Source organism: Coleofasciculaceae cyanobacterium (assembly GCA_036703275.1).
GTDB lineage: Bacteria > Cyanobacteriota > Cyanobacteriia > Cyanobacteriales > Xenococcaceae > Waterburya.
This window is the reverse complement of record DATNPK010000096.1, coordinates 279302-305728: the sequence shown is the minus strand read 5'-3', so window position 1 is coordinate 305728 and position 26427 is coordinate 279302. Positions and strand designations below refer to the sequence as shown.

The 26427-nt window shown below is 40.1% G+C and carries 19 protein-coding genes; 6 read left to right on the top strand and 13 right to left on the bottom strand.

All coding sequences use genetic code 11. The features are described from left to right. Window positions 1–101: 101 nt before the first annotated feature. The 9 genes from V6C71_20620 to V6C71_20580 all read right to left on the bottom strand — a co-directional run bounded on the left by V6C71_20620 (window position 102) and on the right by V6C71_20580 (window position 14158). The gene (locus V6C71_20620) at window positions 102–3953 is read right to left on the bottom strand and encodes a tetratricopeptide repeat protein (GenBank protein HEY9770862.1); all 3852 of its coding nucleotides are present in this window, start codon (window positions 3951–3953) and stop codon (window positions 102–104) included. 265 nt (window positions 3954–4218) lie between these two features. After that, complete coding sequence (gene rfbB / locus V6C71_20615; GenBank protein HEY9770861.1) at window positions 4219–5319, bottom strand: dTDP-glucose 4,6-dehydratase; 1101 nt, start codon at window positions 5317–5319, stop codon at window positions 4219–4221. A gap of 88 nt (window positions 5320–5407) precedes the next feature. Continuing rightward, the gene (locus V6C71_20610) at window positions 5408–6481 is read right to left on the bottom strand and encodes a glucose-1-phosphate thymidylyltransferase (protein HEY9770860.1); all 1074 of its coding nucleotides are present in this window, start codon (window positions 6479–6481) and stop codon (window positions 5408–5410) included. A 26-nt stretch (window positions 6482–6507) separates the two neighbouring features. Further along, on the bottom strand, window positions 6508–7440 hold the full coding sequence (rfbD, locus tag V6C71_20605) for a dTDP-4-dehydrorhamnose reductase (protein ID HEY9770859.1): 933 nt from the start codon (window positions 7438–7440) through the stop codon (window positions 6508–6510). Further along, window positions 7437–7982: a dTDP-4-dehydrorhamnose 3,5-epimerase gene (gene rfbC / locus V6C71_20600; GenBank protein ID HEY9770858.1), complete on the bottom strand. Its 546-nt coding sequence runs from the start codon at window positions 7980–7982 to the stop codon at window positions 7437–7439. The genes rfbD and rfbC overlap by 4 nt, the downstream gene beginning before the upstream one ends. A gap of 369 nt (window positions 7983–8351) precedes the next feature. Further along, a complete protein-coding gene (locus V6C71_20595; GenBank protein ID HEY9770857.1) occupies window positions 8352–11588 on the bottom strand; it encodes an alpha-mannosidase in 3237 nt (1078 codons plus the stop codon). Between the two features lie 130 nt (window positions 11589–11718). Next, window positions 11719–12273: a rod shape-determining protein MreD gene (mreD, locus tag V6C71_20590; protein ID HEY9770856.1), complete on the bottom strand. Its 555-nt coding sequence runs from the start codon at window positions 12271–12273 to the stop codon at window positions 11719–11721. A 119-nt stretch (window positions 12274–12392) separates the two neighbouring features. Then, complete coding sequence (mreC, locus tag V6C71_20585) at window positions 12393–13142, bottom strand: rod shape-determining protein MreC (protein ID HEY9770855.1); 750 nt, start codon at window positions 13140–13142, stop codon at window positions 12393–12395. Between the two features lie 14 nt (window positions 13143–13156). After that, entirely contained in the window at window positions 13157–14158 is a 1002-nt protein-coding gene (locus V6C71_20580) for a rod shape-determining protein (GenBank protein HEY9770854.1), read from the bottom strand. Window positions 14159–14465: 307 nt separating this feature from the next. Here V6C71_20580 and V6C71_20575 point away from each other — a divergent pair, with 307 nt between their 5' ends. The 4 genes from V6C71_20575 to V6C71_20560 all read left to right on the top strand — a co-directional run bounded on the left by V6C71_20575 (window position 14466) and on the right by V6C71_20560 (window position 18476). Further along, window positions 14466–15467, top strand: a complete 1002-nt coding sequence (locus V6C71_20575; protein HEY9770853.1) for a multicopper oxidase domain-containing protein — start codon at window positions 14466–14468, stop codon at window positions 15465–15467. Between the two features lie 120 nt (window positions 15468–15587). Beyond that, on the top strand, window positions 15588–16439 hold the full coding sequence (locus tag V6C71_20570) for a hypothetical protein (GenBank protein ID HEY9770852.1): 852 nt from the start codon (window positions 15588–15590) through the stop codon (window positions 16437–16439). Window positions 16440–16515: 76 nt separating this feature from the next. Beyond that, on the top strand, window positions 16516–17766 hold the full coding sequence (locus V6C71_20565) for a glycosyltransferase (protein HEY9770851.1): 1251 nt from the start codon (window positions 16516–16518) through the stop codon (window positions 17764–17766). A 38-nt stretch (window positions 17767–17804) separates the two neighbouring features. Then, entirely contained in the window at window positions 17805–18476 is a 672-nt protein-coding gene (locus V6C71_20560) for a Fe2+-dependent dioxygenase (GenBank protein ID HEY9770850.1), read from the top strand. 1 nt (window position 18477) lies between these two features. Here the strand turns inward: V6C71_20560 and V6C71_20555 are convergent, their stop codons facing one another. The 4 genes from V6C71_20555 to V6C71_20540 form a co-directional block, all read right to left on the bottom strand. Then, window positions 18478–19440, bottom strand: a complete 963-nt coding sequence (locus V6C71_20555; GenBank protein HEY9770849.1) for an NAD(P)-dependent oxidoreductase — start codon at window positions 19438–19440, stop codon at window positions 18478–18480. 413 nt (window positions 19441–19853) lie between these two features. After that, entirely contained in the window at window positions 19854–21290 is a 1437-nt protein-coding gene (locus V6C71_20550) for a DNA phosphorothioation system restriction enzyme (GenBank protein HEY9770848.1), read from the bottom strand. Between the two features lie 31 nt (window positions 21291–21321). Continuing rightward, entirely contained in the window at window positions 21322–21552 is a 231-nt protein-coding gene (locus V6C71_20545) for a DUF4327 family protein (protein ID HEY9770847.1), read from the bottom strand. 253 nt (window positions 21553–21805) lie between these two features. Continuing rightward, window positions 21806–22921, bottom strand: coding sequence for a Gfo/Idh/MocA family oxidoreductase (locus V6C71_20540; protein HEY9770846.1), 1116 nt, complete (start codon window positions 22919–22921; stop codon window positions 21806–21808). 253 nt (window positions 22922–23174) lie between these two features. On the opposite strand from V6C71_20540, the gene V6C71_20535 reads away from it, so the two are divergent. Together V6C71_20535 and V6C71_20530 are read left to right on the top strand one after the other, a co-directional pair. Beyond that, window positions 23175–24890, top strand: coding sequence for an ABC transporter substrate-binding protein (locus V6C71_20535; GenBank protein ID HEY9770845.1), 1716 nt, complete (start codon window positions 23175–23177; stop codon window positions 24888–24890). 147 nt (window positions 24891–25037) lie between these two features. Then, window positions 25038–26243 carry an argininosuccinate synthase gene (locus V6C71_20530; GenBank protein ID HEY9770844.1) on the top strand — a complete coding sequence of 402 codons (1206 nt, stop codon included), beginning with the start codon at window positions 25038–25040 and terminating at the stop codon, window positions 26241–26243. Window positions 26244–26427 lie beyond the last annotated feature (184 nt).

Sequence of the window (26427 nt, the reverse complement as noted above, 5' to 3'; positions counted from 1 at the left end):
ATGTTTTACCTAGTTTTAATTAATTGTGATTAAAGATACATAACTACCTAATTCCTCAGATCTATGCCTTTATTACTAAGTTTTGCTTAAACAACATCATATTAATCGCTTTTTTTGCGATTGTCCTCTATTGTTAGAAATTGTTGAAAAATATGCTCTATTTTTTGTTGAACTGCTTCTGGGCTAAAGTCAGCGATCGCCTGTTGGGCATTGCCAGATAGATAATTCCAAAGGGTAGCATCGCGATCAAGGCGGATAATTTGCTGGGCAAAATCTAGCGTATTATTAGCTTCTAAAATATGTTGTTCGGGACTTAAATTCATTCCTTCCGTGCCAATTTTAGTCGAAACTACTGGTAAACTATATTCCAAACTCTGACCAATTTTGCCCTTCATTCCTGCACCATATCTCAGAGGAGAAACTGACAGTTTATGACTCAAAAAATAAGGACTAACATCATCAATGTAGCCTGTTACCTTAATCCGATTATTAGCTAAGGCTAAGATATCTGCATTAGGATTATTACCAAGCAAAGTAACTTTAAGTTCTGGGTTCGTTTGCCACACCAAGGGCATAATTTCTTGGCACAGCCATAGCACCGCATCAACATTGGGAGGATGATTATAGCTACCAATAAACAAGATTCCCGAACGCTGGTTAAAACCAGGAATATTACTGCTACGGGGAGTATGAATATTAGGGATCACTGCCACATTATTTATTGCTTGAGCCTGCAATATTTTTTGTTCAATGGGAGTAACGGTAATCGTTAAATCTGCCTGATGAGCCATTTTAAATTCCTGGGCTTGCATTTGTGACCATTCGGCCTGGGTATTTTGATTGGGGTCAATCTCCCAAGCTCTTTTGAGGCGTAGATAGTGTAGATCGATGGTGTCATAAACAACTTTAATTTCTGGTTTTTGGCGAATTAGAGCCATATATTTTTCATTGAGATTGGGGCGACAAATCCAGGCAAGATCGACAGATGATAGTCGCTCAGTTATTTGTCGCTCAATACTCGTACCGTAGCCTGGTTGAGTATATAAAACTTCAATCTGCAAATTCTGTAAAACTGAAGTATAAGGTTCAGCTTTTACGCCATTATCCGCAGCAAAAATTACGTGATAATTTAAAGCTTGGAAAATCTTTAACAGTTCAAACAAACGACGTGAACCAGACTCTCGATCATAGCTCGGCATATAGCTATCAATCACTAAAATAGTCTTGTTACCTAAATATTTCCTGGTAGACAAAGCAACATTGGCAATGCCCACATTAGGTAAATAATTATTTTGATTCAGAACACCCTGCCATTTTTGCTTGAACTTAACAGCATTAACTAACTGATATTTTTTAGTACCGCTGGTGGTGGAAGTACCCGAACTAATACCTTCATAGTGAATCACCTCAGACTTTGGTTGATACATCACCTTAAGTCCTAGCTGATGACGAATAGCAAAGCAAAGATCGGTATCTTCATAGTAGGCTGGAGCAAAATCTCGTTCAAAGCCGTTTAAACGTTCAAAAACCTCTCGCCTCACCATCAGACTAGCCCCCGAACAATAGTCTACGGGACGCAAATAGTTGTATTTAGGAGCATGGGGATTATCTTGTCTACCATAGTTCCACCCCGAAGCGTCTTGCCAAACAATACCTCCTGCTTCCTGTAAACTCCCCTGAGGATATATCAGCTTTGAACCGACTGCACCGACTCGATTGTCTTGTGCCAAAACCGTAACCAGACTCTCAATACAATTGGACTTAATCTCTGTATCGTTGTTGAGAAAATACAGATACTTCCCTTTGGCTAAAGATGCACCCTGATTGCAGGAGTGAATAAAGCCCTGATTAGATTGGCTATTAACCAAAGTAACCGCAGTAACTGAGGCTAAAATTTCTTCAGTTCGATCCGTAGAGCAATCATTAACCAAAATAATTTCTATTTGAGTGTCTGTCAGGTTAATGGCGATCGCCTTAAGGCATTTAAGAGTATAGCCTAACTGGTTATAGACGGGAATAATAATGGAAACTTCAGGAGTATCGCTGTGAGGCAAAATCTCTTGTAATTCATTCGCCAATGCCTGAAAATCTGGTTGCGGTGTATTATCGCCAGCCTGAATTGGTGAAACGGGGACAACCCGACATTTTTGGATACGAGATAGTACTTCGTTATTTTTTGGCTGAATTTGCAGCGCCATTTGATAGATGACAAGTGCCTCATCGCTTGCTCCACTCTGCTGTAAAATATCTCCCAGCTTGAGATAAAGAGCAATATTGCGGTTATCGATCGCCAAAGCCTGATGATAGGCTTCAGGGTTATTAGGATCTTGCTCGATCGCCTGTAAAAAATGCTGCAACGCGATCGCGCGATCGTGTTGACTACGACGGTAGAAAGCATCGCCTAACTTTTGCTGTAGCTGAGGCAGATCGGGCTGTATCCGAACCGACTGTTGATAGTATTCAATCGCTCGATTCCATTGACCAAGTTTGCCACAAGTTTCGGCAAGATTGTAATATGACCAAGGAAAATCTGGGTTAAGCGCGATCGCCTGCTGATAGATAGGTAGAGCTTCTGACCACCGTTCTAACTGAATTAGAGCATAGCCTAAATTATTATATGACCAAGAAAAATCGGCTTTAAGCTCAATTGCCTGACGATAGGCAGTAACTGCTTGTGACCATTGCTTCTGGTGGCTTAGTGCTTCCCCTAGTTCGTGATAGGCTGCGGCGTGTTTGGCGTCGTGTTGAGTTGCTTTTTGATAGCAAAGAGTAGCCTGCGTCCACTTTTGCTGGACTTGATAAAGATTACCTAAGCGAAAATAGAGTTCAGAATGTTGTTGCTGTTCTAAACCTTGCAGATAGCAAGCGATCGCCCGCTCTTTTGCGCCCAATTTAGTCAGTAATGTGCCTAAAGCCAGATAGGCATCAATCAAGTTAGGCTGTTGCTTGATGGCTCGATAATAACAGGTAATGGCTGAATTATGTTTTCCTTGACTGGCTAAATTTTTACCCAGTGCTAAATATTCGCGATCGCTAATTCCCTTTGAGTCTAGCGCGATCGCCTGTAACCAATATTGTGTCGCTTTCAAGCGCTCGCCAAAGCGTTCTAATATTCGAGCTAACTCTAAATACGCCTTTGCCATTTTTGGCTCAAGAGCGATCGCCTGTTGATAGTGTGAGATTGCCTTTGACCAGTCTTGCTGCTTGGCAGATAAACCAGCCAGATTAAATTGATTCTCGGCGGTGCTTAAGTCTGGCGTTTTGCCCTGGGGTAGCTTGGGCAATTCTAAAAGTGATTTTGCAACCAGCGGCTTGTTGACAGCACTCTTGTTGTCAGCAATAGATAACTGTAAAATATGACGACAGTATTTAGCTGCCTGGCGCCATAACTCCAAACGTTCGCAAAGTTTAACAATCTCTTGATAGGTTTCAACTCGTTGTGGTTTCAGTTTGGCAGCATTCAAATATTGTTTTAGAGCAGCTTCTGTCTCTCCCTGTTGCTGCAAAGTTTGCCCTTGATGGAGATAGTTATTTAAAATCTGCTCGGATTCAGGAATTGCTTGATCGACTGAACTTATTTTATTTTGCTGTTGTAGCTGGCATTTAATTAAGTGCCGATATATGGCGGTAAAATTAGGCTCGATCTTGAGTGCCTGCTGATAACTGTCGATCGCTTGCTGCCATTGTTGTTGTCGAGCATAGAGAGTTCCCAAGTTGGCATAGACTTCGGCAAAATCAGGCTTAATGGCGATCGCTTCTTGATAGTAACCAACCGCTTCTTTGATTCGATCGGTTTTTTGCAGAGCGTCACCCATTAATTTATGAGCTTGGGCTAGCTGTTGATCTATGGCAAGTGCCTTAGCACAGGCTTGAATTGTTGCCTGCCATTGTTTTGACTGCCAATGCTTCTGTGCTTGTTCTAAACAAACTTGAGCCTCATCTACTTTGAGCATCTTTAGGGATTGTGTGGGGAGAAAAACAGTAAAAGATATATATGCAACTAACCGCAGAACCTAACACTCAAAATGAGTTATTGCCACTTTCATTAAGAAAGATGAAGAATTAAGCTGTGCAGAGGTGCGCAGGGGAATTGTTGAGCAAAAAATTAAATTCCCCCGTGTTCGCTATTTTAATTACAGACAAATAAGCTAAGAGCTAAAAGTGAGACAGTTGCGTCCCTGAAAGGACGACGCGTCGCCAACTGTCGAACCCGAAGGGCTAAGAGCTAAGAGCTTCCTGAGCATACACCCGATCGTAGTAATTTTTATACTCCTCACTGAGTAATGGTTGCCACCAGTCTTGATTTGCCAAATACCACTCAACGGTACGGCGCAAGCCTCCTGCTACAGTTTCTTGAGGACTCCAGCCTAGCTCGCGCTTGATTTTACTGGCATCAATAGCATAACGGCGATCGTGACCTGCTCGATCTTTGACGAAGGTAATTAAGTTTCGCGAGGGACGAACAGGGATATTCGGTGCTAGCTCGTCCATCAGTTTACACAGCTGCTCTACCAGATCGATGTTTTTGACTTCGTTATTACCACCGACGTTATAGGTTTCTCCAGGCTCACCGCGATGAATTACTACATCCAAAGCGCGACAGTGATCTTCGACATAAAGCCAATCTCGAATATTTTGCCCGTCACCGTATACAGGCAAAGGTTTACCCAAGAGGATATTAATACACATCAAAGGAATTAATTTTTCGGGGAAATGATAGGGTCCATAATTATTAGAACAGTTAGTAATCATGGTAGGCATTCCGTAAGTATGGAAATAGGCTCTTGCTAAGTGATCGCTGCCTGCTTTAGATGCTGAATAAGGACTGTTAGGAGTATAAGGAGTAGTCTCGGTAAAGGCTGCATCGTCTCGATCTAGGCTGCCATAAACTTCATCGGTAGAGACGTGCAAAAAGCGGTCTGACTGAGGCCGATCGCGTTGATTCCAGCGTTGGCGAAAGGCTTCTAAGAGGGTGAATGTTCCCACTACGTTAGTCTGCACAAAAGCTCCAGGTCCAATAATGGAACGATCTACATGAGATTCGGCAGCAAAATGAGCCACGGTATCAATGTTTTCTGAATCTAAAACGCGATCTACTAAAGTGCGATCGCAAATATCTCCCTGAACAAACTGCAAATCGGAGTTACCAGTTAAACTGGCTAGATTTTGTTGATTCCCAGCATAAGTTAAGGCATCCAAAACCACCACGCGATCGCCCCGATAGCTATTGCACCAGTGATGGACAAAGTTTGAGCCGATAAACCCTGCTCCTCCCGTAACTAAGATCCGACGGGGTGTTCTATTACTATCTTGTGACATAAAATTTAAAATTTACCTACTACTTATCCATTACCTAATTATCTATTTCATCTGTAGGAGCAAGGTACTGCCTTACCCCTATGTTTGGTTACGTCAGTTCAATCTTTGAGTCGTCGCCGATCATGAACCGCAGTGCTTTCGGACGCTGGGGTGCAACTTGAAGATGCGCTCTTTCTCCAATCAAGCTATCAACAATCCGAGAGCTTATTCCTTCTAAGGTTGCTCCTTTAAGAATCACGCTATGCTCGATATCAATGTCGATTAAGGTTGTATCATCGGCGATACTGCTATAAGGACCGATAAAGCAATTTTGGATCTTGCAGTTTTTACCGATGGTTACAGGGCCACGAATCATCGAGTTGGTAATCTGCGAGCCTTTCCCTACATGAACTCTACCGCTAATCTTACTTTGCTCATCTATAGTTCCCTCATGGGTAGATTCTAAGCAGGTATCTAAAATAATCTGATTTGCTGCTAAAAGATCGTCTTTTTTCCCTGTATCTAACCACCATCCCTGTAGTCTAAAAGACGCTACACTCTGCTGCTGGTCAATCAGGTACTGGATCGCATCGGTAATTTCTAGTTCCCCTCTAGGAGATGGCTGGATATTAGCGATCGCCTGATGAATTGCTGGCGAGAATAAATAAACTCCCACTAGGGCTAAATTGGAAGGAGGATTTTGGGGCTTTTCGATTAGCTGCAACACCTTCCCTGTCTCGTCTACCTTGGCTACCCCAAAGGCGCTGGGATTTTCTACTGGGCAAAGAAGAGTTAAAGCATCTAAGTGTTTTGATTTGAACTTATCGATAAACAGGTCAAGCTCACTTTGCACCAGGTTGTCTCCCAGGTACATGACAAAAGGAGAATCTCCTAAAAATGCTTGTGCTACCTTGACAGCATGAGCCAGTCCCAAGGGTTCATCTTGCCGAATATAGGTAATTTTTGCCCCAAAGCGATCGCCATTACCCGTTTTTGACTGTACTTCTCCTCCTGTTTCGGGACTGATAATAATGCCAATTTCTGTAATACCCGCAGCCACAATGGATTCAATCCCGTACCACAGGATGGGCTTGTTGGCGACAGGGACTAGCTGTTTCGCGCCTGTATAAGTTAGGGGACGCAATCTCGTACCTTTACCACCAGACAGAATAATTGCTTTCATTTTTATGTTGATTGACTTGGTTGACATCAAACTTTATGGGTAGCGACTAGTTGTTTCGCTTCCTCCTCGATGGAAATGGAATACCATTGGCTAAGCATTTTTCTTAAAGAGTCACGCCAATAGGGGGGATAAATTCCTCCTAGTGCTGCGGTGATTTTGCCTTTGGACAAGACTGAATAGGCAGGACGTTGAGTAGGTGTCGGAAACTCCTCGGTAGTGATGGGAAAAACTTGGTCAATCTTGAGCGGAAAGCCCAGTTGTTTTGCTTCAGCGAAAGTAGCTACCGCTAGGTCATACCAACTGGCAACACCACTATTAGTAAAGTGATAAGTACCTTTAATACTAGAATCTGTCAAAGATCTTGATAGTAGCTGGGTAATTACCTGGGCAATATCATAAGACCAAGTGGGACTACCAATCTGATCGGCGACTATGTTTAATTGCGATCTGGCTGCACCCAATTTCAGCATGGTTTTGACAAAGTTGCCGTGTCCCCTTGCACCATATACCCAAGCAGTGCGAAGAATAATGTGGCGATCGCAATTTTCCTGGACACCTATTTCTCCCAGTAGTTTAGATTTACCGTATACCCCTAAAGGATCGGTTTGGTCTGTTTCTAAATAAGGAGTATGATTTTGACCGTTAAAAACATAGTCGGTTGAAATATGCAGTACGACTGCACCTAGATCTTGAGCAGCTTGGGCGATCGCTTTGGGCGCAGTGGCATTAATGGCCATTGCCTTGTCAGACTCGGTTTCTGAGCGATCTACAGCGGTATAGGCAGCCGCATTAACAATCACATCTGGCTTAATCTCGGCAATTTGCTGTCGAATTTGTTCAGGCTGGCTCAAGTTTAGCTCTTGACGACCAAGACCGATTACTTCTCCTACGGCAGTTAGAGTCTGCTGTAATTCTTGTCCTACCTGTCCTGTGATTCCTGTAAGTAATATTCTATTCATACAAACACCTCAGCCTCTTCTAAAGGTACTCCAGCTTGGTCTTTGGCAGATAAAACTGGCTTGTCTGTTATTTTCCAGTCTATATTTAGTTGGGGATCGTTCCACAAAATCGAACGTTCGTACTCTGGTGCGTAATAATCAGTTGTCTTGTATAAAAAGTCGGCAGTCTCAGATAAAACGACAAAGCCATGAGCAAACCCAGGGGGAACCCAAAACTGTCGATGATTGGCTTCGCTCAAAAAGCAGCCTGTCCACTGTCCAAAAGTCGGAGAACTTTTGCGGATATCCAACGCTACATCATATACTTCCCCTGATACTACTCGAACTAGCTTTCCTTGAGTCTGTTTAATTTGATAATGCAAACCTCGTAAAACATTTTTGGCAGAACGAGAATGATTGTCTTGGACAAACTTAGCCGTAATTCCTGCTTTCTCTTTCAAGGTTTTTTCGTTAAAGCTTTCTAGAAAAAAGCCACGCTCATCACCAAATACTTTGGGTTGAATAATTAAAACATCGGGGATTGTTGTCGCAATAACATCCATGAAGCTTTTTTATAAAGAGTTTTTACAAAAGCTTTTAGCTCTTGGCCTATAGCTTATTTAATTAGCCTTCAGAGATAATGCCGCTTGCACCCATTTGGGTATAAACCCGCGAATTTGGGTAAATAAACGGATTATTTTCTGACAGCATCAAAATAACATAGCATTCAATAAAAAATATTCAGTAAAAACACCGATTATTCTCAGTATTTTTACTTTTCAAACTATCTATTTAAAATTGCTAATAGTTAATTGTCAATTTTTATTTTCTCTCCTCTGACTAAATTCGCTACTGAGCTTTAGCTATCTTTAAGCATAACGAATGATAAACTTACCTATTAATAAGAAGAACAGCCAATTAAAGCCAACAGTCTACATCTCTAAATTTTCTTTTAGTTTAAAAGTCACGATTTTGTGAGGTTTGATTTCATTGATTAGTTCGGTTTTTGGTTTTTCTTTCTCTAGGCAGTTAATCGAGCTGTCTAACTCAAAATTTAAATCACTTTTAAGCTGTAAGATTGCAGCTTCTCCGTGGGCTTCATAGCAACGCATAATAAGTTGTTGGGTAGAAGATAGCTTCAATGCCATGAGAACTAAATTATCGGCCGATAAGTTTAATAGCTCACCTGTTGGTGATAATTGATTAAATCCTGGTTGATTTTGTCGATCGCGATCGAGCAATACTGTTAGCAAGGGTGTGTTTAGCTCATAACCTTTCTGCACCGTTTTTGCTTCTTTCCAGCTATGTTGATGAGGATAAATAGCATAGGTAAAGCGATGGACTCCCTTGTCACTTTGGGGATCTGGCCATTGGGACGAACGTAATAAAGTTAGGCGTAATCGCTCTGGTTTGGCATCGTAACCATACTTGCAATCATTAAGTAGACTAACGCCATATTTGCCATCGTCAGCGGTTAAATCTGCCCAATTTAAGGCGGGTACTTCCCATTTGGCTCGTTCTGCTTCTGTTTTAGGCGCGGTAGTTCGTGCGATCGCTCCACAGGGAATTTCGTAGGTAACAATGTCACTAGATACATTCAAGGGAAACTCTACCTTAACCATTACCTGAGTTTCTTGCCAATCTACGATGTTAGCTATCTTTAAAAGAGGTGAATTTAATTCTAAAATATAGTCTTGAGTAAATTGAGATTTATTTAGTTTTTTGATAACTCTAATACTTTTTGTTAACCCCGTGTCTTGCCGTTCAATTGACGCTAATTTTGTTCCTGGTAATTGCTTTTGTTCATAATCGGGATCGATATTCCAAGCATCCCAATATTGCCCTTTATCTTTAAAAGCCTGTAGTTTATTTCCTGGTTTGTTGAGGATCTCTCGATTATTTATTTTGTCCAATATACTATCTAAATCACCAGTCTGGGGATTAACAACTACTTTTAAATACTGATTTTCTAATTGATAATTTGGCGAAAAATCACTGATAATTCTGGGTTTCTTTGAGCTTATTTCCTGCTGACACAACCAATACAAACGATAGCCTACCGCTGGAATATTAGCAGCCCAAAAATTCAATTTATTTTCTTCTTGATTACCCTCTAAAGGTATTTTGTTCCCTGTATGCTCGCAGAGCCAGAAGGTTGAATTTTGCAGGGCAAATTCCGTAGCTTCAATAGTAACTATTGCCGATCGCGACCAATTCAACGAATTAAATACCACTAGAGGTTTCGCATCGGGTTGAGGCGGTTCAGGCAACTGAATATTTAAAGCGATCGCTTTTAAAGCATTTTGTAAGATATTCTCTCCTATGGCGATCGCTGTTGACCACTCCTGATTGGCTTCGGTGAATACTTCGGGGATAGATGTCCCAGGCAGAATATCGTGAAACTGATTAAATAAAACTTTTTTCCAGGCAACATCGATTAGCTGTTGATGACCCCCTTGACAAAAACCTGCTGTTTCGATTATTGTATTTATATTGGAAAATAGTGGCTGGCTATCAAGCCTGTCCCCACAAAGCAGGGTTGCGAGACTTGACCACAACTCCGCCTGATAAAGCAGTCTTTCACTATAGCGGTTATACTTTTTTTGTTCTCCATGGTTGGTGTAGCAACCGCGATGCAATTCCAGATATAGTTCGTCTTGCCAGACAGGAAATGAAGGCTGGGCATTATTTACCTGATGCTTATTACAACTAGATATCTTTTCTAGGTAATCAATAGCGGTAGAAAATTTAATTTCGGGGAAAAACGGCGAGTTATGCCATTTAGCAGCAACTTCTAACATATCTCTAGTCGGTCCACCACCATGATCGCCTACTCCTGGTAACCAAAAAATATTCTGCAAGCCTGTTTGGATTTCCCAATCGACTGCATAGTTAGTCATGGTAATCGGGTTAGTATCCATCACTCCAGTCACGTTGGGGGGAGACATCACCGTAAGCAAGCGCGTACCATCGGGTGATTCCCACCAAAAACAGCCCCAAGGAAACTTGGTTGTATCATTCCAATGCAGCTTTCCCGTGACAAAATATTCAATCCCACACTCCTGCATAATCTGAGGAAGTTGCCAGGTAAAGCCAAAGCTATCGGGTAGCCAAGCAACCTGACAAATACGCTCAAACTTTGACTGATAGTATTCTTGTCCGTAAAGCAACTGCCTAATTAACGATTCACCGCTAACTAAGTTAGTTTCAGGTTCAATCCACATACCGCCGAGTATTTCCCACTTATCTAACCCGACTGCATTCTGGATCTGGTTAAATAATTCAGGACGATTATTTTCAATCCACTGATATAGTGCTGGACTTGTGTGACCAAAAGTGAGCTGAGGAAAATCCTGTTGTAAGTTAAGAACAGATTTAAAAGTACGTTCGGCTACCTCATAAGTTTCATCAGTTGTCCATAGCCAAGCCATATCTAAATGAGCATGACCGAGTAAGTTAAAGCAACGCTGTTTAATATTTTTGGCTAGGGGTAACAGGCTCGATCGCAATTGTGCCAAATCGTATGCGAACCTGTTAGCATTTTCCAGATTGCGCCAATTAAACTTATTTAATTCTGCTGCCAATACGTCCAGGTGTTGGGGTTCAAACTGACAGATATATTTAAATAGGACAGAAAGCTCGTCAGCTACCAAGCCAGGATCGATTTGAGTAAAATGTGACTTTTCGTAAATTAAGTGCGATCGCATCAACGCCCCAATGTCATGATTAGGACTAACAAGGCGTATAGTAACCAGATATTCTTGTCCTGGTTGGGCATAATCCGTAATAAGTACCCGCGCTGAGGAGTCAAATAAGTCGCCCTGCTGTACCAACTTCCCGTTAATAAATATTTGAGCAGATTGCGCCCACCAAGTTAAGACTAAACGTAAATTTAGTCCTGATAAAGGATAATCATTTAAAGTTTGGGGAATTGTAATCTTCTGTGCCAACCACTTTGTTTGACCTCCTTGAGGAAATACAATATAGCCCTGGTTATTTACCGATGCAGTCTGGCATTCTTGAAGATTAATTCTAGCTAAATTACTGCTGAGATTAATTATGCTCAAAAGAGTGATGTCACGCCAAGTTTGTTGTACCTCTAATTGAACTAATTGACGTAACTTAGCGATTACTTGCTCGATGATGGTTACAGAATTATTTAGCACCATGTTGATCAGATAAATACCCGTGCATTATACTAAATCTTCGGATAGAATATTTTAAGTTAAAAGCTAATAACTAATAGCTTTTAGCCAATAAATAAAGAACGTGTAGCCAAACTTAAAAATTAATCATTAGCTATTCTTTAATAACCTTAGTCTGCAATTTTACTTTTTCATTCCACAGATTAAAAGGATAATAAAAAGCGGGACTCCAAAGACTAGTAATAATTGCAGAAATAACTATTGTTTCTTCATATTTTTGCATATTTTCAGAGATACTAAACAGATAATATTTAGCATATTGCCAAGCAAAAATCGTTTCCGCAAAAATGGTCATAAAAAAGACGACAAAAGCCACTGAAATAAAATCCTCTCCAATATATTTTTGCTTTTGTAAACTGGAGGTAAATACCCCTACTAAAACAAAACTAAGTGCATGAGAAGGAGAGCTAACAGTTATACCATCATAAATCCAGCCGATCATTAATCCAGCGATCGCGCCTTGCCAAATAGTCCGTTTAATACTCCAAGCAACTACCCAAATTAATAGCCAATTAGGATTAGTTTCTAACAATTCCATGCCAGGAATATTAACCAACATTAAAATTGAACATACAACCACAGAAGCCAAAATAAATAAGATATTAAATACTTTTAAAATATCAATAGATGTCTGATTTTTACGTGGCATTATTTAAACTTTTTACTGATATTGAAAATTATTTTCAGCCCCCTAACCCCCAAGTTTGGGGGAATCAACCCAGCATTTTAGCCTAGACGTGGTACTAGTTTCGATCGCTTTTCTCTCGCCTACCGATTTAACCTTGGTTCAAAAGACTGCACTACAACCCATTCCAAAATATCAATCGGCGCAGTCAACTCAACTTCTATTTCTAAAGCGGTATCTTTCTTTTGCTGGGTAGATTTAACTTTGCCAATGGGTAACCCAGCAGGATATAGCTTACTAAGACTGGACGTAGAAACTCGATCGCCTGGCTTGATATCTGCCACCTGCTCAAAAAAATGCATTACTACCGTTGATGAACCTTCACCCTTAATATATCCTAGCTGACGGTTACGACTCAAAATTGCCCCGACTCGGCTAGTATTATCGCTAATCAATAATACCCTGCTAGTGTGAGACGTGACGTGAGTAACTCGCCCAACCAAACCCCCAATGCCCATGACAATGTAGCCTGGTTTAATTCCGTCTTGGCTACCTTTGCCCAAAGTAACTCGATTCCACCAGCGATCGCGACTACGTTTAATTATAGGCGTAGCAATCGTTTCAACTGTTTGAGCTTCGGCATAATTTAATACTTGCTTCAACTGCTGATTCTGGCGATCTAATTCGGTGACACGCTGCTCAAGCTCTAAAATTCGCGCATTAGTGAGCCGATCCTCTAAAGCTAGCTGTTTTTGAGACTGAAACGGACTAATGACCAAATAATAAGCTTCCGATAAAAATGCAGCTTGGGTTTGTTTGACCCACAAAGCTATAATCAATGCGACGACGATCAGTATTGTGCGAAAACCATATCTATCCCACCAACGACTCATTTTGTACGTCTTATTTAAGTTAATATAGAGCGATCGCTAAACACTCGATCCAAGGTTTTATCTTCTAATACTCTTCCTGTACCCAAAACTACACATTTTAAAGGTTCAGCAGCAATATGAGTAACAATACCTGTTTCATGAGCGATCAAAACATCTAGCCCGCGTAACATTGCGCCACCTCCTGCTAACATAATGCCACGGTCAATAATATCCGCAGCCAAGTCTGGGGGAGTTTGCTCTAGGGTACGCTTAATAGTGTCAATAATGTTTCTGACCGATTCTTGAAGACAAGCACGAATTTCCGTTTCACTAATTTCAATAGTGCCAGGTAATCCTGATAGCAAATGCAAACCTCTTACTTCCGTGGTGCGCTCATTATCATCAACTGGATAAGCCGAACCCAGATTGAATTTAATATTTTCAGCAGTATTTTCGCCAATCGCCAGCTTATGCTCCTTTTTGATATGATTAGCGATCGCTTCGGTTAATTCATCCCCGGCAATCCGAATTGATTCGCTGATTACTTTACCCTGAGAACTAATTACAGCGACTTCTGTTGTACCTCCGCCAATATCCACAATCATGTTGCCTGTCGGCTCACTAATCGGTAAACCCGCACCAATGGCTGCTGCCAAAGGTTCTTCAATCAAGTCTACTTCCCTCGCTCCTGCATTAGAAGCCGCTTCAATTACTGCCCGACGCTCTAATTTGGTTACCCCGCTAGGAATACCAATTACCATGCGAGGATGAACCAAAGGGTTGCCTTCAAAAGCCCGTTTAACAAATTCATGGATCATTGCTTCTGTCGCGTCAAAGTCGGCAATTACACCGTTTTTGAGTGGACGTAAAGCTTCAATATTTTCGGGAGCGCGCCCTAATAATAATTTTGCTTCTTTACCAAATGCTCTTGGAGTTTCTGTTTTACGGTCAATCGCCACTACAGAAGGTTCTTCCAAGACAATTCCTTTACCAGATATGTATACCAAAGTATTAGCAGTACCTAGATCTATTCCCATGTCCCGCGAAAGATTAAAACGATTTAGAAAACCCACTGTGATTTATCGCTCCAAGAAACTAGTAACGCTTTGCCTGAATCGAATCTAATTTACTCTCAATATAGTAATTAGTCTAATAGAAAATATACGTAAATCTCCAAAAGGATAAGGCAGCTTTAAATGCAGGATGAGAAACTGAAAAGATAATCATTTTCCAACATATTGTTGCTTCTTAAGAAATTAATCAATTGATTATTGGTAATAATATGCAATTATTTTATTTAGATTGTAAATATGATTGCTCATCTCCTAAATCTTTTTAGTTTAAATGTCAGACCTATTTCACTTAGATCGATTTAAGACTCGCCGTCAGTTTATCCAATGGGGATTACTGGCGGGCGGTATTTCTGCTGCTGCACTCAAGTTCAATACTGGCAAAGCTCAGGCTGCTAACTCGGTTAAAATTCCTCCCCTACCAAAAACAGGCGATTATCTTGATTTAAGCTTCAATCCCATGTTAGTTCTAAGAGATTTTGACTACGGTACTCTCAAAGAAGAAAACGGGCAGACCGTAAGGGAGTTTGAAGTGTATGCTCATAGTACACCTATACAGCTAAATAGCGCGATTACTTTTATTAGCTGGAATTTGAACGATCGCGTCCCCGCCCCAACCCTAAGAGCCACCGAAGGCGATCGCGTGCGGATTATCTTTCATAATCAAGACGGACATTCTCATAGTCTGCACTTCCACGGTACGCATCCTGTCGAGATGGACGGAATGGTATCGATACGTCGAGATCAAACAACTGTCTATGAGTTTGATGCCGAACCCTATGGCGTTCATCCTTATCATTGTCATGTTGCGCCTGTAACCCGTCATGTAGGCAAGGGACTATATGGCTTGTTCATTGTCGATCCCCCTGAAGGTCGTCCTGATGCAGATGAAATGGTGATGGTGATGGGCGCTTACGACCTAGATAGTGACGATGTTAATGAACTGTATGCTTTTAATGGTATCCCTAACTATTATCGTGATTATCCAATTCCAATTTATCAAAATCAATTAATCCGACTCTATATACTCAATATGATTGAGTTCGATCCCGCCGTTACTTTTCATATTCATGCCAATATGTTCCAGGTATATCGTACTGGTCGTAGCCTGGAACCTAATGAGGAAAGCGATGTAATTACTATAGGAACTGCCGAACGCCATATTTTAGAATTTGCCTATAAATATCCAGGTAAATATATGTTTCATCCCCATCAAGACTATATTGCCGAACACGGCTGCATGGGATATTTCGATGTAATTCCCGAAGAAGCATAAGCATAATTTGGGTTGATCTCAAATAAAAATTATCGATCTTTAACATTATTGACTTTAATTCTCAACACAAGTAAAGTACTACTTCAGAACAAATTAAGTATAAATATTAATAAAGATTTCATGTCTACTCGAATTAAAACTACAGAATTATTTTTAGCTCTAAGTTTAGCAACTGCTATAGGAACTCAAACTCTACCTTCTAATGCTTACGAAGCAGATGAAATGGTCGATAATCCTACTTTTGACTCTCTGTTACTGACTCAGGGGGCTGAAGGCGGGGAAGGTGGCGAAGGCGGTGAAGGCGGTGAAGGTGGTGAAGGTGGTGAAGCTGGCACTTCCACTAGCAACCCTGATGTAGACTACATGACTACTTTAGGCTTAATGAAAGGTCATTTAATTGCTGCACAAGAACTGATTGAGCTAAAAAATTACGAACAAGCAGAACCTCATATTGGACATCCCGTCGAGGAACTTTATAGTGGTATTGAACCAGTGCTACCAGAAAAAGGAGTAGAAGATTTTAAGCCAACTCTAAATCAGCTACACGATTTGGCACAATCTGCACCAGATTCTCCAGAAATGCAAACTTTATTCGATGAGTCCATAGCCTCGATCGATCGAGCGATCGCAGCTATTCCTGAATCACAACGCAACTCACCAGAATTCACGATAGATGTAATTGTAGAAATGCTCAAAACTGCTGCGACAGAATATGAAGCAGCGATCGCCAATAACCAATTTGTGGAAGTAGTTGAATATCAGGATTCTAGAGGTTTTGTCCTTTACGCCGATGAGCTGTATCAAACAATTGCCGAGCAAAAGAGTCAAACAGATCCCGAAGGACATCAAACTATTACCGACAGCATGGCTGAATTAAAAACAGTCTGGCCATCTATTGAACCACCACCAGCCCCTGTAAAAGACCCTTCAGAAGTTTATGGTTTGGTTTCTCAGATTGAGTTCAGTAAGTAGGTAATAAGCAGTAAAAGTTCAAATAGAGGTGCATAGGAGATAATTTAACTAGTTATCTCTATTTGACTCTTGACTTATGAAATTTGGTATCCTTTGTCCTCCAGGTACAGGACATCTCAACCCCATGAGTGCTTTGGGTTATGAACTGCAACAGCGAGGACATCAAGTTACCTTGTTTGGGCTACCTGATATTGAATCTTATGCGATCGCTGCTAAGTTGGATTTTTATCCTATTGGTGCAGCCAAGTTTCCCTTAGGTAGTGGTAGGCGATCGCAAGATCGTTTAGGTAAGTTAGATGGCATCCTGGCGCTGCTTTACACTATCGATCTATTTCGTCAGGGAACAGAAGTAATTTTACAAGAAGTTCCGCCAGCCTGTAAACGAACAGGTGTTGAAGTTTTATTAATCGATCAAGCTTCGTTTGAAGGTTCGACAATTGCTGAATATCTCAACCTACCTTTTATAACTATCTGCAATGCTTTATTGCTAAATTCTGAATCCACTGTTCCTCCTTCTCTGACAGGCTGGAATTACGATTCTTCATGGCTAGGACAACTCCGTAACCAGGTTGGTACTAATTTGCTCAAACTGGCAGGTATACCAATCCAGCTAATAGTTAATCAGTATCGAGAAAAATGGGTTTTGAAAGCTTTATCTAGTCAGGATGAGCTCGAGATCTGGTCAAAAAGAGCTATTATTAGCCAGCAACCACCATCATTTGAATTTCCTCGCCAGAATTTACCTGACTATTTTTACTTTGTAGGACCATTAGTTAATGACATTGCTCGTGCCGAGATACCTTTTCCTTGGGAAAAGTTGACTGATAAACCTTTGGTTTACGCTTCACTAGGTACAGTTCAAAACAAGATACTTTGGGTTTTTATTCAAATTGCCTATGCTTGTTTAGGTTTAGACATTCAGTTGGTTATTTCCTTAGGAGGCGCAACTGAACCAGATGAATTAGGCTATGTTCCTGGTTCACCGATTGTGGTTAAAGCAGCACCGCAACTAGCTTTACTTCAGCGCGCTAGTTTATGTATTACACATGCTGGAATGAACACTACCCTAGAATCTTTAAGTAACGGTGTGCCAATGATAGCTATTCCGATAACCAACGATCAGCCAGCCGTAGCTGCACGCATAGCTTGGACAAAAACAGGAGAGGTAATTGACCTCAACAATTGCACCGTAGACACTCTCAAGACAGCTATCCAACAGGTTTTATCTCAACCCGAATACCGTCAAAATGCTTTAAAGCTAAAAGCTGAAATTGAACAGGCAGGAGGCGTAAGCAAAGCAGTCGAAATCATCGAAGCCAATATTTAACAGTTAGTATTAAATATTTATTTCATACACAGCGCAATATGATTTTTTCCATCGACCAAATACTTTCCCCTGACGAGGTGGCAGAAATTAAGCAAGTTTTGTCACAAGCCGAATTTATTGATGGCAAACTTACAGCAGGATGGCACGCTAAGTTAGTTAAGAACAATCAGCAGTTAAAAGCAGGAACATCTCAGAAGGAGTTAAAAACCAAGGTTCGCACCGCAATTAATAAAAATGCTCTATTTGAGTCAGCGATTCGCCCTAAGCTAATTCATTCATTACTATTCAGCCGATATGATGTGGGAATGTCTTATGATACCCATGTTGATAATGCGCTAATGGGAGGAAGTTCTGGTTTATATCGTTCTGATATTTCTTTTACCCTTTTCCTCAATTCACCTCAAGATTATGAAGGCGGAGAATTAGTTATTGAGGGAGTACAGTCAGAACAAAGCTATAAATTAGAGGCGGGTTCGGCGATTGTTTATCCTTCGACTACTCTGCATCGTGTAAATCCTGTGACACAGGGAACTAGATTAGTTGTGGTAGGTTGGGTGCAAAGTATAATACGTAATGCTAGCGATCGCGAAATTCTGTTTGATTTGGAAACCGCCCGTCGTGCAATCTTCGCTAAATCGGGAAAAGTCCCAGAGTTCGATCTGATTTCTAAAAGTATTGCTAACCTACTCCGTAAATGGGCAGATGTCTAATTTACATGCCTGAAGCTTTCATTAAATCTTTAACGGTGGAACAGTAATTCTCCATGCCAAAGCTAGCAGGAGTAACGGGGTTGCTGTAGATAAAATGGCGGTAATTGAGAGAGAAGCGACTCCAAGAATCCATTTGAATCCGAAAGATTTTAATGAAGATGTTAGTTAGCCAAACATAAAGCGGAATACTTAGATAAACCTTTTGATTAAAATAGCTAGTTATTTCGGCGATCGCTCGATCTACGGAAATTGCTGGGTTACCTAATACTAGACAGTCTACTGCTGCGCTTTCTTTTGGTGTGGGGGAAAAGTCAGGATTTTCTACTAAATAGCGAATTACTTCGGCAATATCTTTAGCGTGGATAAAGTGGAAACTACCATCGAGGCTAAACCAGCGAATTAAGCCGATCCATTTAGTTACGTCGCTGATTCCAGCACTTAAATGAGAATAAGGTTTATTTTTTTCGCCCCCAAAAACTAAAGTCGGAAAGACGGCGATAATTTTATCGGCGATTGTCTGTTGAGAAAGTTGGGAAAAGCACTGATACTTAGTACGAATGTAGTCATGACCAAACTGACTTGCGGGTAACAATAATTGATTATTGCGGTCTAAAATACTAGCGGTGGAAAAATAAATAACTCGTTCACAAATTTGAGGATTGAGCAGATTGATTAACGCCAAGGTTTTAACTACATTAATATCGTAGGTTTCGTCTCTGCCTCCCCAAGCTGTTGCTGCCAAGATCGCCACATTAATATCTTTTAAGAGTAAATCACTGTATTTTTCAATATGAGATATATCCCCAACTAAAAGATGAATTCCTGAACGAGCCTGGTAATCAAACTGAAGCTTATCTGGATTTCTTACTAGCAAATATAGTTCATGATTGGTATTTTGAATTAATGTCTCTGTCATGTAGTGACCAATACAACCACTCGCGCCAGTAATAAAAATCCGTTTCATATATTAGTTTTTACTAAAAAATCTAGTTTACAACCATATTTAATTCACAATTTAGGTTACTTCACTTTCTATTTTTTGCAAAGAAGTTGAGAAGAGTAGATGCAAGTAGCTCAAAACCCAAGATAGTGAGTAATAAGTAATGAATAATTAGTAGCTATCAGCAATCATCTCAAGCTAATTAATATTTTCCAACGTGGTTTTAGTTGTCTCGTCTATTCCATATCTATTCCGTCATAAAAATACGCCACATTACAAACACAGTTATGCCTAAATAACCACACACTGCCAACCAATCCAGTTCATTACTACTAATCATTTTTGCCTAACGCTCAAATATATACACGTTCACTGTTATCTTATTTTTGTAACATCTACAGACAAATAAACATAGTGCAGAACTTCAAACTTCAAAATCAAAGCTCATATCGTTCTTGCAGTTGAAGTAATTGCTTGGTAGCCTCATCTGCATTGTCAGCTAATTCGGCAAAGGTGAGAAATCTGAGTAATTCCTTACGTAATAAATTTCTTTCTACTTCCCAAGTATCTCGTTCTAAACTGGGAGGAATAACAATAGTGTCAAACAAGGTTGCTTGACTTTTGCCAGGATGGGGACGCAAAATTCTACCGCGACGTTGAATGAATTGACGAGGATTACTGCTGCTGGCGAGGATGATCGCGGTTTTGATGGCAGGGATATCTATTCCTTCGTCTAAACAACGTATTGCCACTAACCCTTGTAACTCGCCTAGTTCAAATTGACGGCGTAGACGTTCTCGTTCTTCTAAAGATGTATCGGTAGTATAGGTATTGACACGGTAGCCTAATTCTTTACCTAATAGGTGGGTGACAGCATCGATTTGCCGTGTTTCAGCATCTAAATTTCCATCACCGCAATAGAAAAGTGTGTGGCTAGTATTTAGCCTTGATGTCATTAATTCTTTAAGACAAGTTAACTTATTGGCTGCGGTGGCAATTAACCGCGATCGCTTGGTCAATAATGAGGTTAATGTATCATTACCTAAAAAGCTAGGATTTTTGTTTAAAGTCCAGCCGATACGTTTAGTAAGTTGAGCATATTCCCAAGATTCCGATGCGGTTAATTCGACAAATACTGGATAGTATAAATAGTTAACTAATGCTCCTTGTTTGATAGCATCGGCTAAAGTAAACTCTGGCTGAATTATTGAACCGAAATAGTTAAGTAAGGCTTCTGTGCCTAATTCATCGTATTGTCTTTCTGGAGTTGCCGAAAGAGCTAAACGTAGACCAATATTACGGGGTAAGCTTGATTCTAGGCGACTTGAACCTAAGTTATGTGCTTCATCTCCAACTATTAAAGTTTTGGCAGGAAAGTATTTTAGCTGCGATTGAAAACCTTGACTAATTAAAGTCGAGTTAGTAGTAATAATTGTCAGAAAAGATTGAGCTGAGTTTTGTAAATTATAAAGCTGGTTAGAAAGTTTCCCTTGCCAATTGTCCGCCCGCGTCATCGCAATAATCGGCAAGAGATTAAACTTCTGACATTCTCTCGACCACTGAGTTACTAAGTGCCGATAGGGACAAACTATTAATAAGATCTGTAGTCCTATCTGCTGATATAGTTCTACGGCGATCGCCAAAGCAATGATAGTTTTACCACTGCCTGTTGCCATTTTTAATGTTCCCCTACCTTTATTTTCTAGCCAGTTAGCTACTACCTGATGCTGGTATTTTCTCAGGCTTAAGTTATCAGGAAAAACAGGAATTCCTAAATTACTACTTTGATAACTTTTTTTACTTTCTTTTAATCGTTTGTCTTGATGTTTATCGCGATATAAAGCAGCTAACTTTTGCCAATCTATTTGATTCACTAATTAATTACAACAAAAAACGAAGACGTGTTTAGTCGCTTTCCCAACTTATTTTTCCAACCAGATCAATAATGCGATCGCGCAATAAATAGTCATGCCTCTCCAGTTCACATTCAATTACATTCCACTGTTTAGCAGGTAAATATTCAAATAAAATTCGTAGAGGTCGATCCAAAGCGATCTCGCCAATTTGAACCAGATAGATCGCTTCTTCACGAATTTCAACAAAAGAATAGCGTTTAGTCGATGCTGTGGATATCATAAGCGATACTTCAATCGGTAATGAAATCTAATTTAATAGCGATCGGTAGCTTAATAGTGAATTTGAGCAAAATGAATTCGCAATTATTCACTCCAAGTACAATATTTTGTAAATGGTTAAATAAGTAACTGAATTGGCTTTTGTCAATTTGATATTATTAAGTGTTTTTACCGATCTTAAATCTAATGATATTCTTTTTACTAATTTTTGCCAATTATTAAATGTTAGGGTTTCTTAACATTATCTTCAATATTTAATTAGCCATAAATTGTTCAATGTCAGGTACATTTACCCAAGTTTTTTGTTGATGAGACTGATGGGTTAAATCCATCAATAATTGTGAGTAAACCCCCTCTTTAAGAGAGGGAACAAGAGATTTATCAGAATCGATTGAGGCGATAAAGCGATCGACTACTCGAATAAACGGGGCTAATCTACCGTCAGTAAATACCTGAGAAAAATCATATTTTTTAGGTATGGAAACCTTTTTTAAAGATTTTTCAGCGGGGGCAGCCAATAATTCAAACCCATGAACATAATCTTTCAAGTTACTACTGCCTAAAACCAATGTTCCTTCTTCGCCATATATTTCTACCCAATGCCCTCTACCGCTATAGGTAACAGAACTAATCGATAGCTGTATTGGAGTACCGTCTGCCAACTCCATCATAATTAAGCAAGTATCATCTGCATCCACAGGCTTCATTATGCCACCGTCGTTATGATCGGGGCGTTGGGGAATAGCACAGTTAAGATAACCGCAGAGTCGAGATACAGAGCCAAATAGCCAGTTAATATAGTCAAAAGCATGGGAAGCCACCGCACCCAATGCACCACCCCCAGCGTCCTGTTGCGAATACCAATTCCAATCCCGTTCGGGGTTAGCGCGGCTGGTAACTAGCCAGTCAATCTTAATTAATCTTTTTTTGCCCACGTAATCAGCCTGTAAATATTCTGCCAAGAGTTGCCAAGCTGGAACATAACGAAATTCAAAATCAGCGATCGCTACTACTCCTTGAGCTTGGGCAAGGTAATATAGTTCTTTAACCTGTGAGGCGTTCATTGCCATCGGCTTTTCCAACAGCAGATGTTTTTTTGCTTCTAAGACTTTCTTTGCCATCTCATAGTGCAAAAATGGCGGAGTGGAGATACTTACCGCATCCACTTCAGATAGAGATAGAATGCGATCGAGATCATTGTAGGCGTAGTAAATCTTATTTGCGTCGGCAATTTCTTTAGCTTTGCTAAGACTGCGGTTATATACAGCTACTACTTCAGTACGAGGATGATATTGAAAACCTGGAATGTGTATTTTTTGCCCAAATCCCGTACCAAGTACAGCTACGCCAATCTGATTATCATTTATCATTTATCATTTACCATTTATCACTTACCAAAGCTAATAGCTAAGACCTAAAAACAATATTACTATCAAATTAAGACCTCAAATTGACAGTAAATTGATTTGACAAGTAAGTTTTCTATAACATTACCGAGGCTTATAGCTTAGAGCTAAAAAAAGTATAATGTGGCATTAATTTATAAAATTGAGTAAGGGAAAATTATTGGCTTTGGGTTTACTAAACTTGCTCCGAATTCTGATTACTAAATCATTAATAATTGTGTTTGCAGCACTGTTATTACTTCCGATCGCAGCCTGCAATCCTAGAACCCTGTTGGCAAATCCTAATCAGCCACCACAATTAGTTTTGACTATTTTGGGCGATCCTAAAACTTTTAATTCGGTGATTGCTACCGATGCTACAAGTGCTGAGGTTGGAGGAATGCTATTTGATGGTTTGGTAACTCAAAATCCACTTACGGGAAAAATTGAACCTGAATTAGCCGAATCTTGGGAGATTTCGGCAGATAATTTAGAAATACTCTACACCTTAAGACCAAATCTTAAGTGGTCAGATGGTGAACCTCTAACGGTAGATGATGTGGTGTTTACCTACAATCAGCTTTACCTCAATCCAGATATTCCTACGGGAATGAGAGATGTTTTAAGAATTGGGCAGAATGGCACTTTGCCCAAAGTTACCAAAGTTAATGACAGACAGGTTAAGTTTACTATTCCCGAACCTTTTGCTCCATTTTTAGAGGTTTCAGGAGCAGAAATTCTCCCAGCTCATATCTTGAAAAAGACTGTAGAGCAAAAGGATAATCAAGGACAATTAAAGTTTCTCTCAACTTGGACAGTTGATACTCCGCCAGAAGAAATTGTTGCCAGCAGTGCTTATAAACTAAAAAGCTATGCTACTGCTCAAAGGGTTGTATTTGAAGAGAATCCTTATTACTGGAAAAAAAATGTTGTCAATGAAAATATTCCCTATATCAAAGAGGTAGTTTGGGAAATTATTGAATCTACTGATACTGCTTTGATGCAGTTTAGATCGGGTAGTTTAGATTCGCTTTCAGTTTCTCCTGAATATTTTTCTCTGTTAAAAAAGGAAGAGGATAAAGGTAACTTTCGGATTGAAAATGGGGGAGAGGTTTACAGCATGACCTTTATTTCCTTCAATCTCAATCAAGGCAAGAAAAACGGCAAGCCAGTAATTAATCCGATTAAATCTGGCTGGTTTAATAACCTTAATTTTAGGCAGGCTGTATCCTATGCAATTAATCGCGATCGCATGGTAACAAATGTTTTCCGAGGATTAGGTAAACCACAGGTATCTTTTATCTCCAGGCAATCTCCTTTTTATGCCAACAATGTCAAAGAATACGAATATAATCCTGAAAAAGCGAAACAATTGTTGCTAGAGGCAGGATTTAAATATAATCAGCAAGGTCAGTTATTAGATCGAGATGGAAACCGCGTTAGCTTTGTTTTAAACACCAATACTGGTAATGAAATCCGCGAAGCTATGGGTAATCAGATTGAAGAAGACTTAGCAGCAATAGGAATCAAGGTTAACTTCAGAACCATTAATTTCAATGTCTTGATTAACCAACTAGATAATACTCTCAACTGGGACTGTATTTTACTTAGTTTTTCGGGAGGGAATGAACCCAACAGTGGTTATAATTTTTGGGCGCTTGACGGTAACTCTCATTTATTTAATCAGTTAACGGTCGACGTAAAAGAGAGAACTATTACTGATTGGGAGCAAGAAATATCTAGACTGTACATAGAAGGGGCAAAAGAGCTAGATACAGAGAAGCGTAAGGAAATATATGCCGAAATTCAACAAATAGTAGCTGAGAAGTTGCCCGTAATTTGTCTGGTGAATCCTTACTCAATGTCAGCAATACGCAACAAGATAACAGGAGTCGAATATTCTGCTCTTGGTGGTGCATTTTGGAACATGGAAGAGTTAAAGATTGCCAAATAAGCAATATTGAGCAATTTAAACAAGATAATCTGCCACTGGCTATTTCTAGTTCCCGTTTTTTAAAACTCACAAATTCTGTCAGAAAAACGTTTTTAGGAGTAGGCTTTTGGGTACAATACCCCTTTAGTTATATTTAGGGAATCAATTATGGGACGCGCAGATAAAGTTGTCTTAGCTTATTCGGGTGGAGTAGATACTACCGTATGTATTCCATATCTAAAAGAAGAGTGGGGAGTAAAAGAAGTAATTACCCTGGCTGCTGACTTAGGACAAGGAGAAGAATTAGAGCCAATTCAGAAAAAGGCGTTGAAATATGGTGCGGTTGAATCTTTAGTGGAAAACGCTACCGAAAGCTTTGTCAAAAATTATGCTTTCCCCGCTATTCAAGCTAATACTCTGTATGAAAATCGTTATCCTTTATCCACTGCCTTAGCCCGCCCTCTAATTGCTAAATTATTAGTTGAAGCTGCGGAAAAATATGGTGCAGATGCAGTAGCTCATGGCTGTACGGGGAAAGGTAATGACCAAGTGCGGTTTGATGTGGGCATTATGGCACTTAATCCTAGTCTAAAAGTATTAGCCCCCGCTAGAGAATGGGGTATGAGTCGAGAAGAAGCAATTTCCTATGGCGAAAAATTTGGCTTAGAATTTCCCGTGAAAAAGTCTTCTCCCTACAGTATCGATCGCAATTTACTCGGTCGCAGCATTGAAGCTGGAATACTTGAAGATCCGATGGCAGAGCCTCCTGAAGAGATTTATGTCATGACTAAAGCGATCGCCGATACTCCAGATGAACCAGAATATATTACCATCGGTTTTGAACAAGGTCTTCCCATAACCATCAATGGGAAAAAACTAGATCCTGTTGCCTTAATTACTCAGTTGAATGAAACTGTTGGTAAACACGGTATTGGACGCATCGATATGTTAGAAAACCGTGTTGTCGGGATTAAATCACGGGAAATTTATGAAGCACCAGCCTTACTTGTTTTAATCAATGCTCACCGTGACTTAGAAAGCCTGACCCTGACAGGCGATATCACCCAATATAAACGCGGGATCGAACAAACTTATGGTGAATTAATCTATCGTGGCTTGTGGTATAGCCCTCTCAAAGAAGCTCTCGACGGCTTTATCCAAAAGACTCAAGAAAGAGTTTCAGGAGAAGTAAGAATTAAACTATTTAAAGGCAACGCTATTATTGTTGGTCGTCAGTCTGATAATTCGATCTATACTCCCGATCTCGCAACTTATGGTGCAGAAGATCAATTCGATCACAAAGCTGCGGAAGGATTTATTTATATTTGGGGTTTACCCACTAGGGTTTGGTCGCAGAAAACTAGAAGTCTTTAAGTAAAATATACTCTCAATTGTGAATTAGATTTGAGTATTAAAGGGTAAGGTTGAAAGGTTTCTGGCTTTATTCACACCTCCCTTTGATTTTTAGTTATGTAATTAATTTAATAACTAACCGCCACAAACCCAGCAATTAGTTTCGCTAGCGATGGCTTCGGTGCGATCGCGCAGCCTAGGCAAA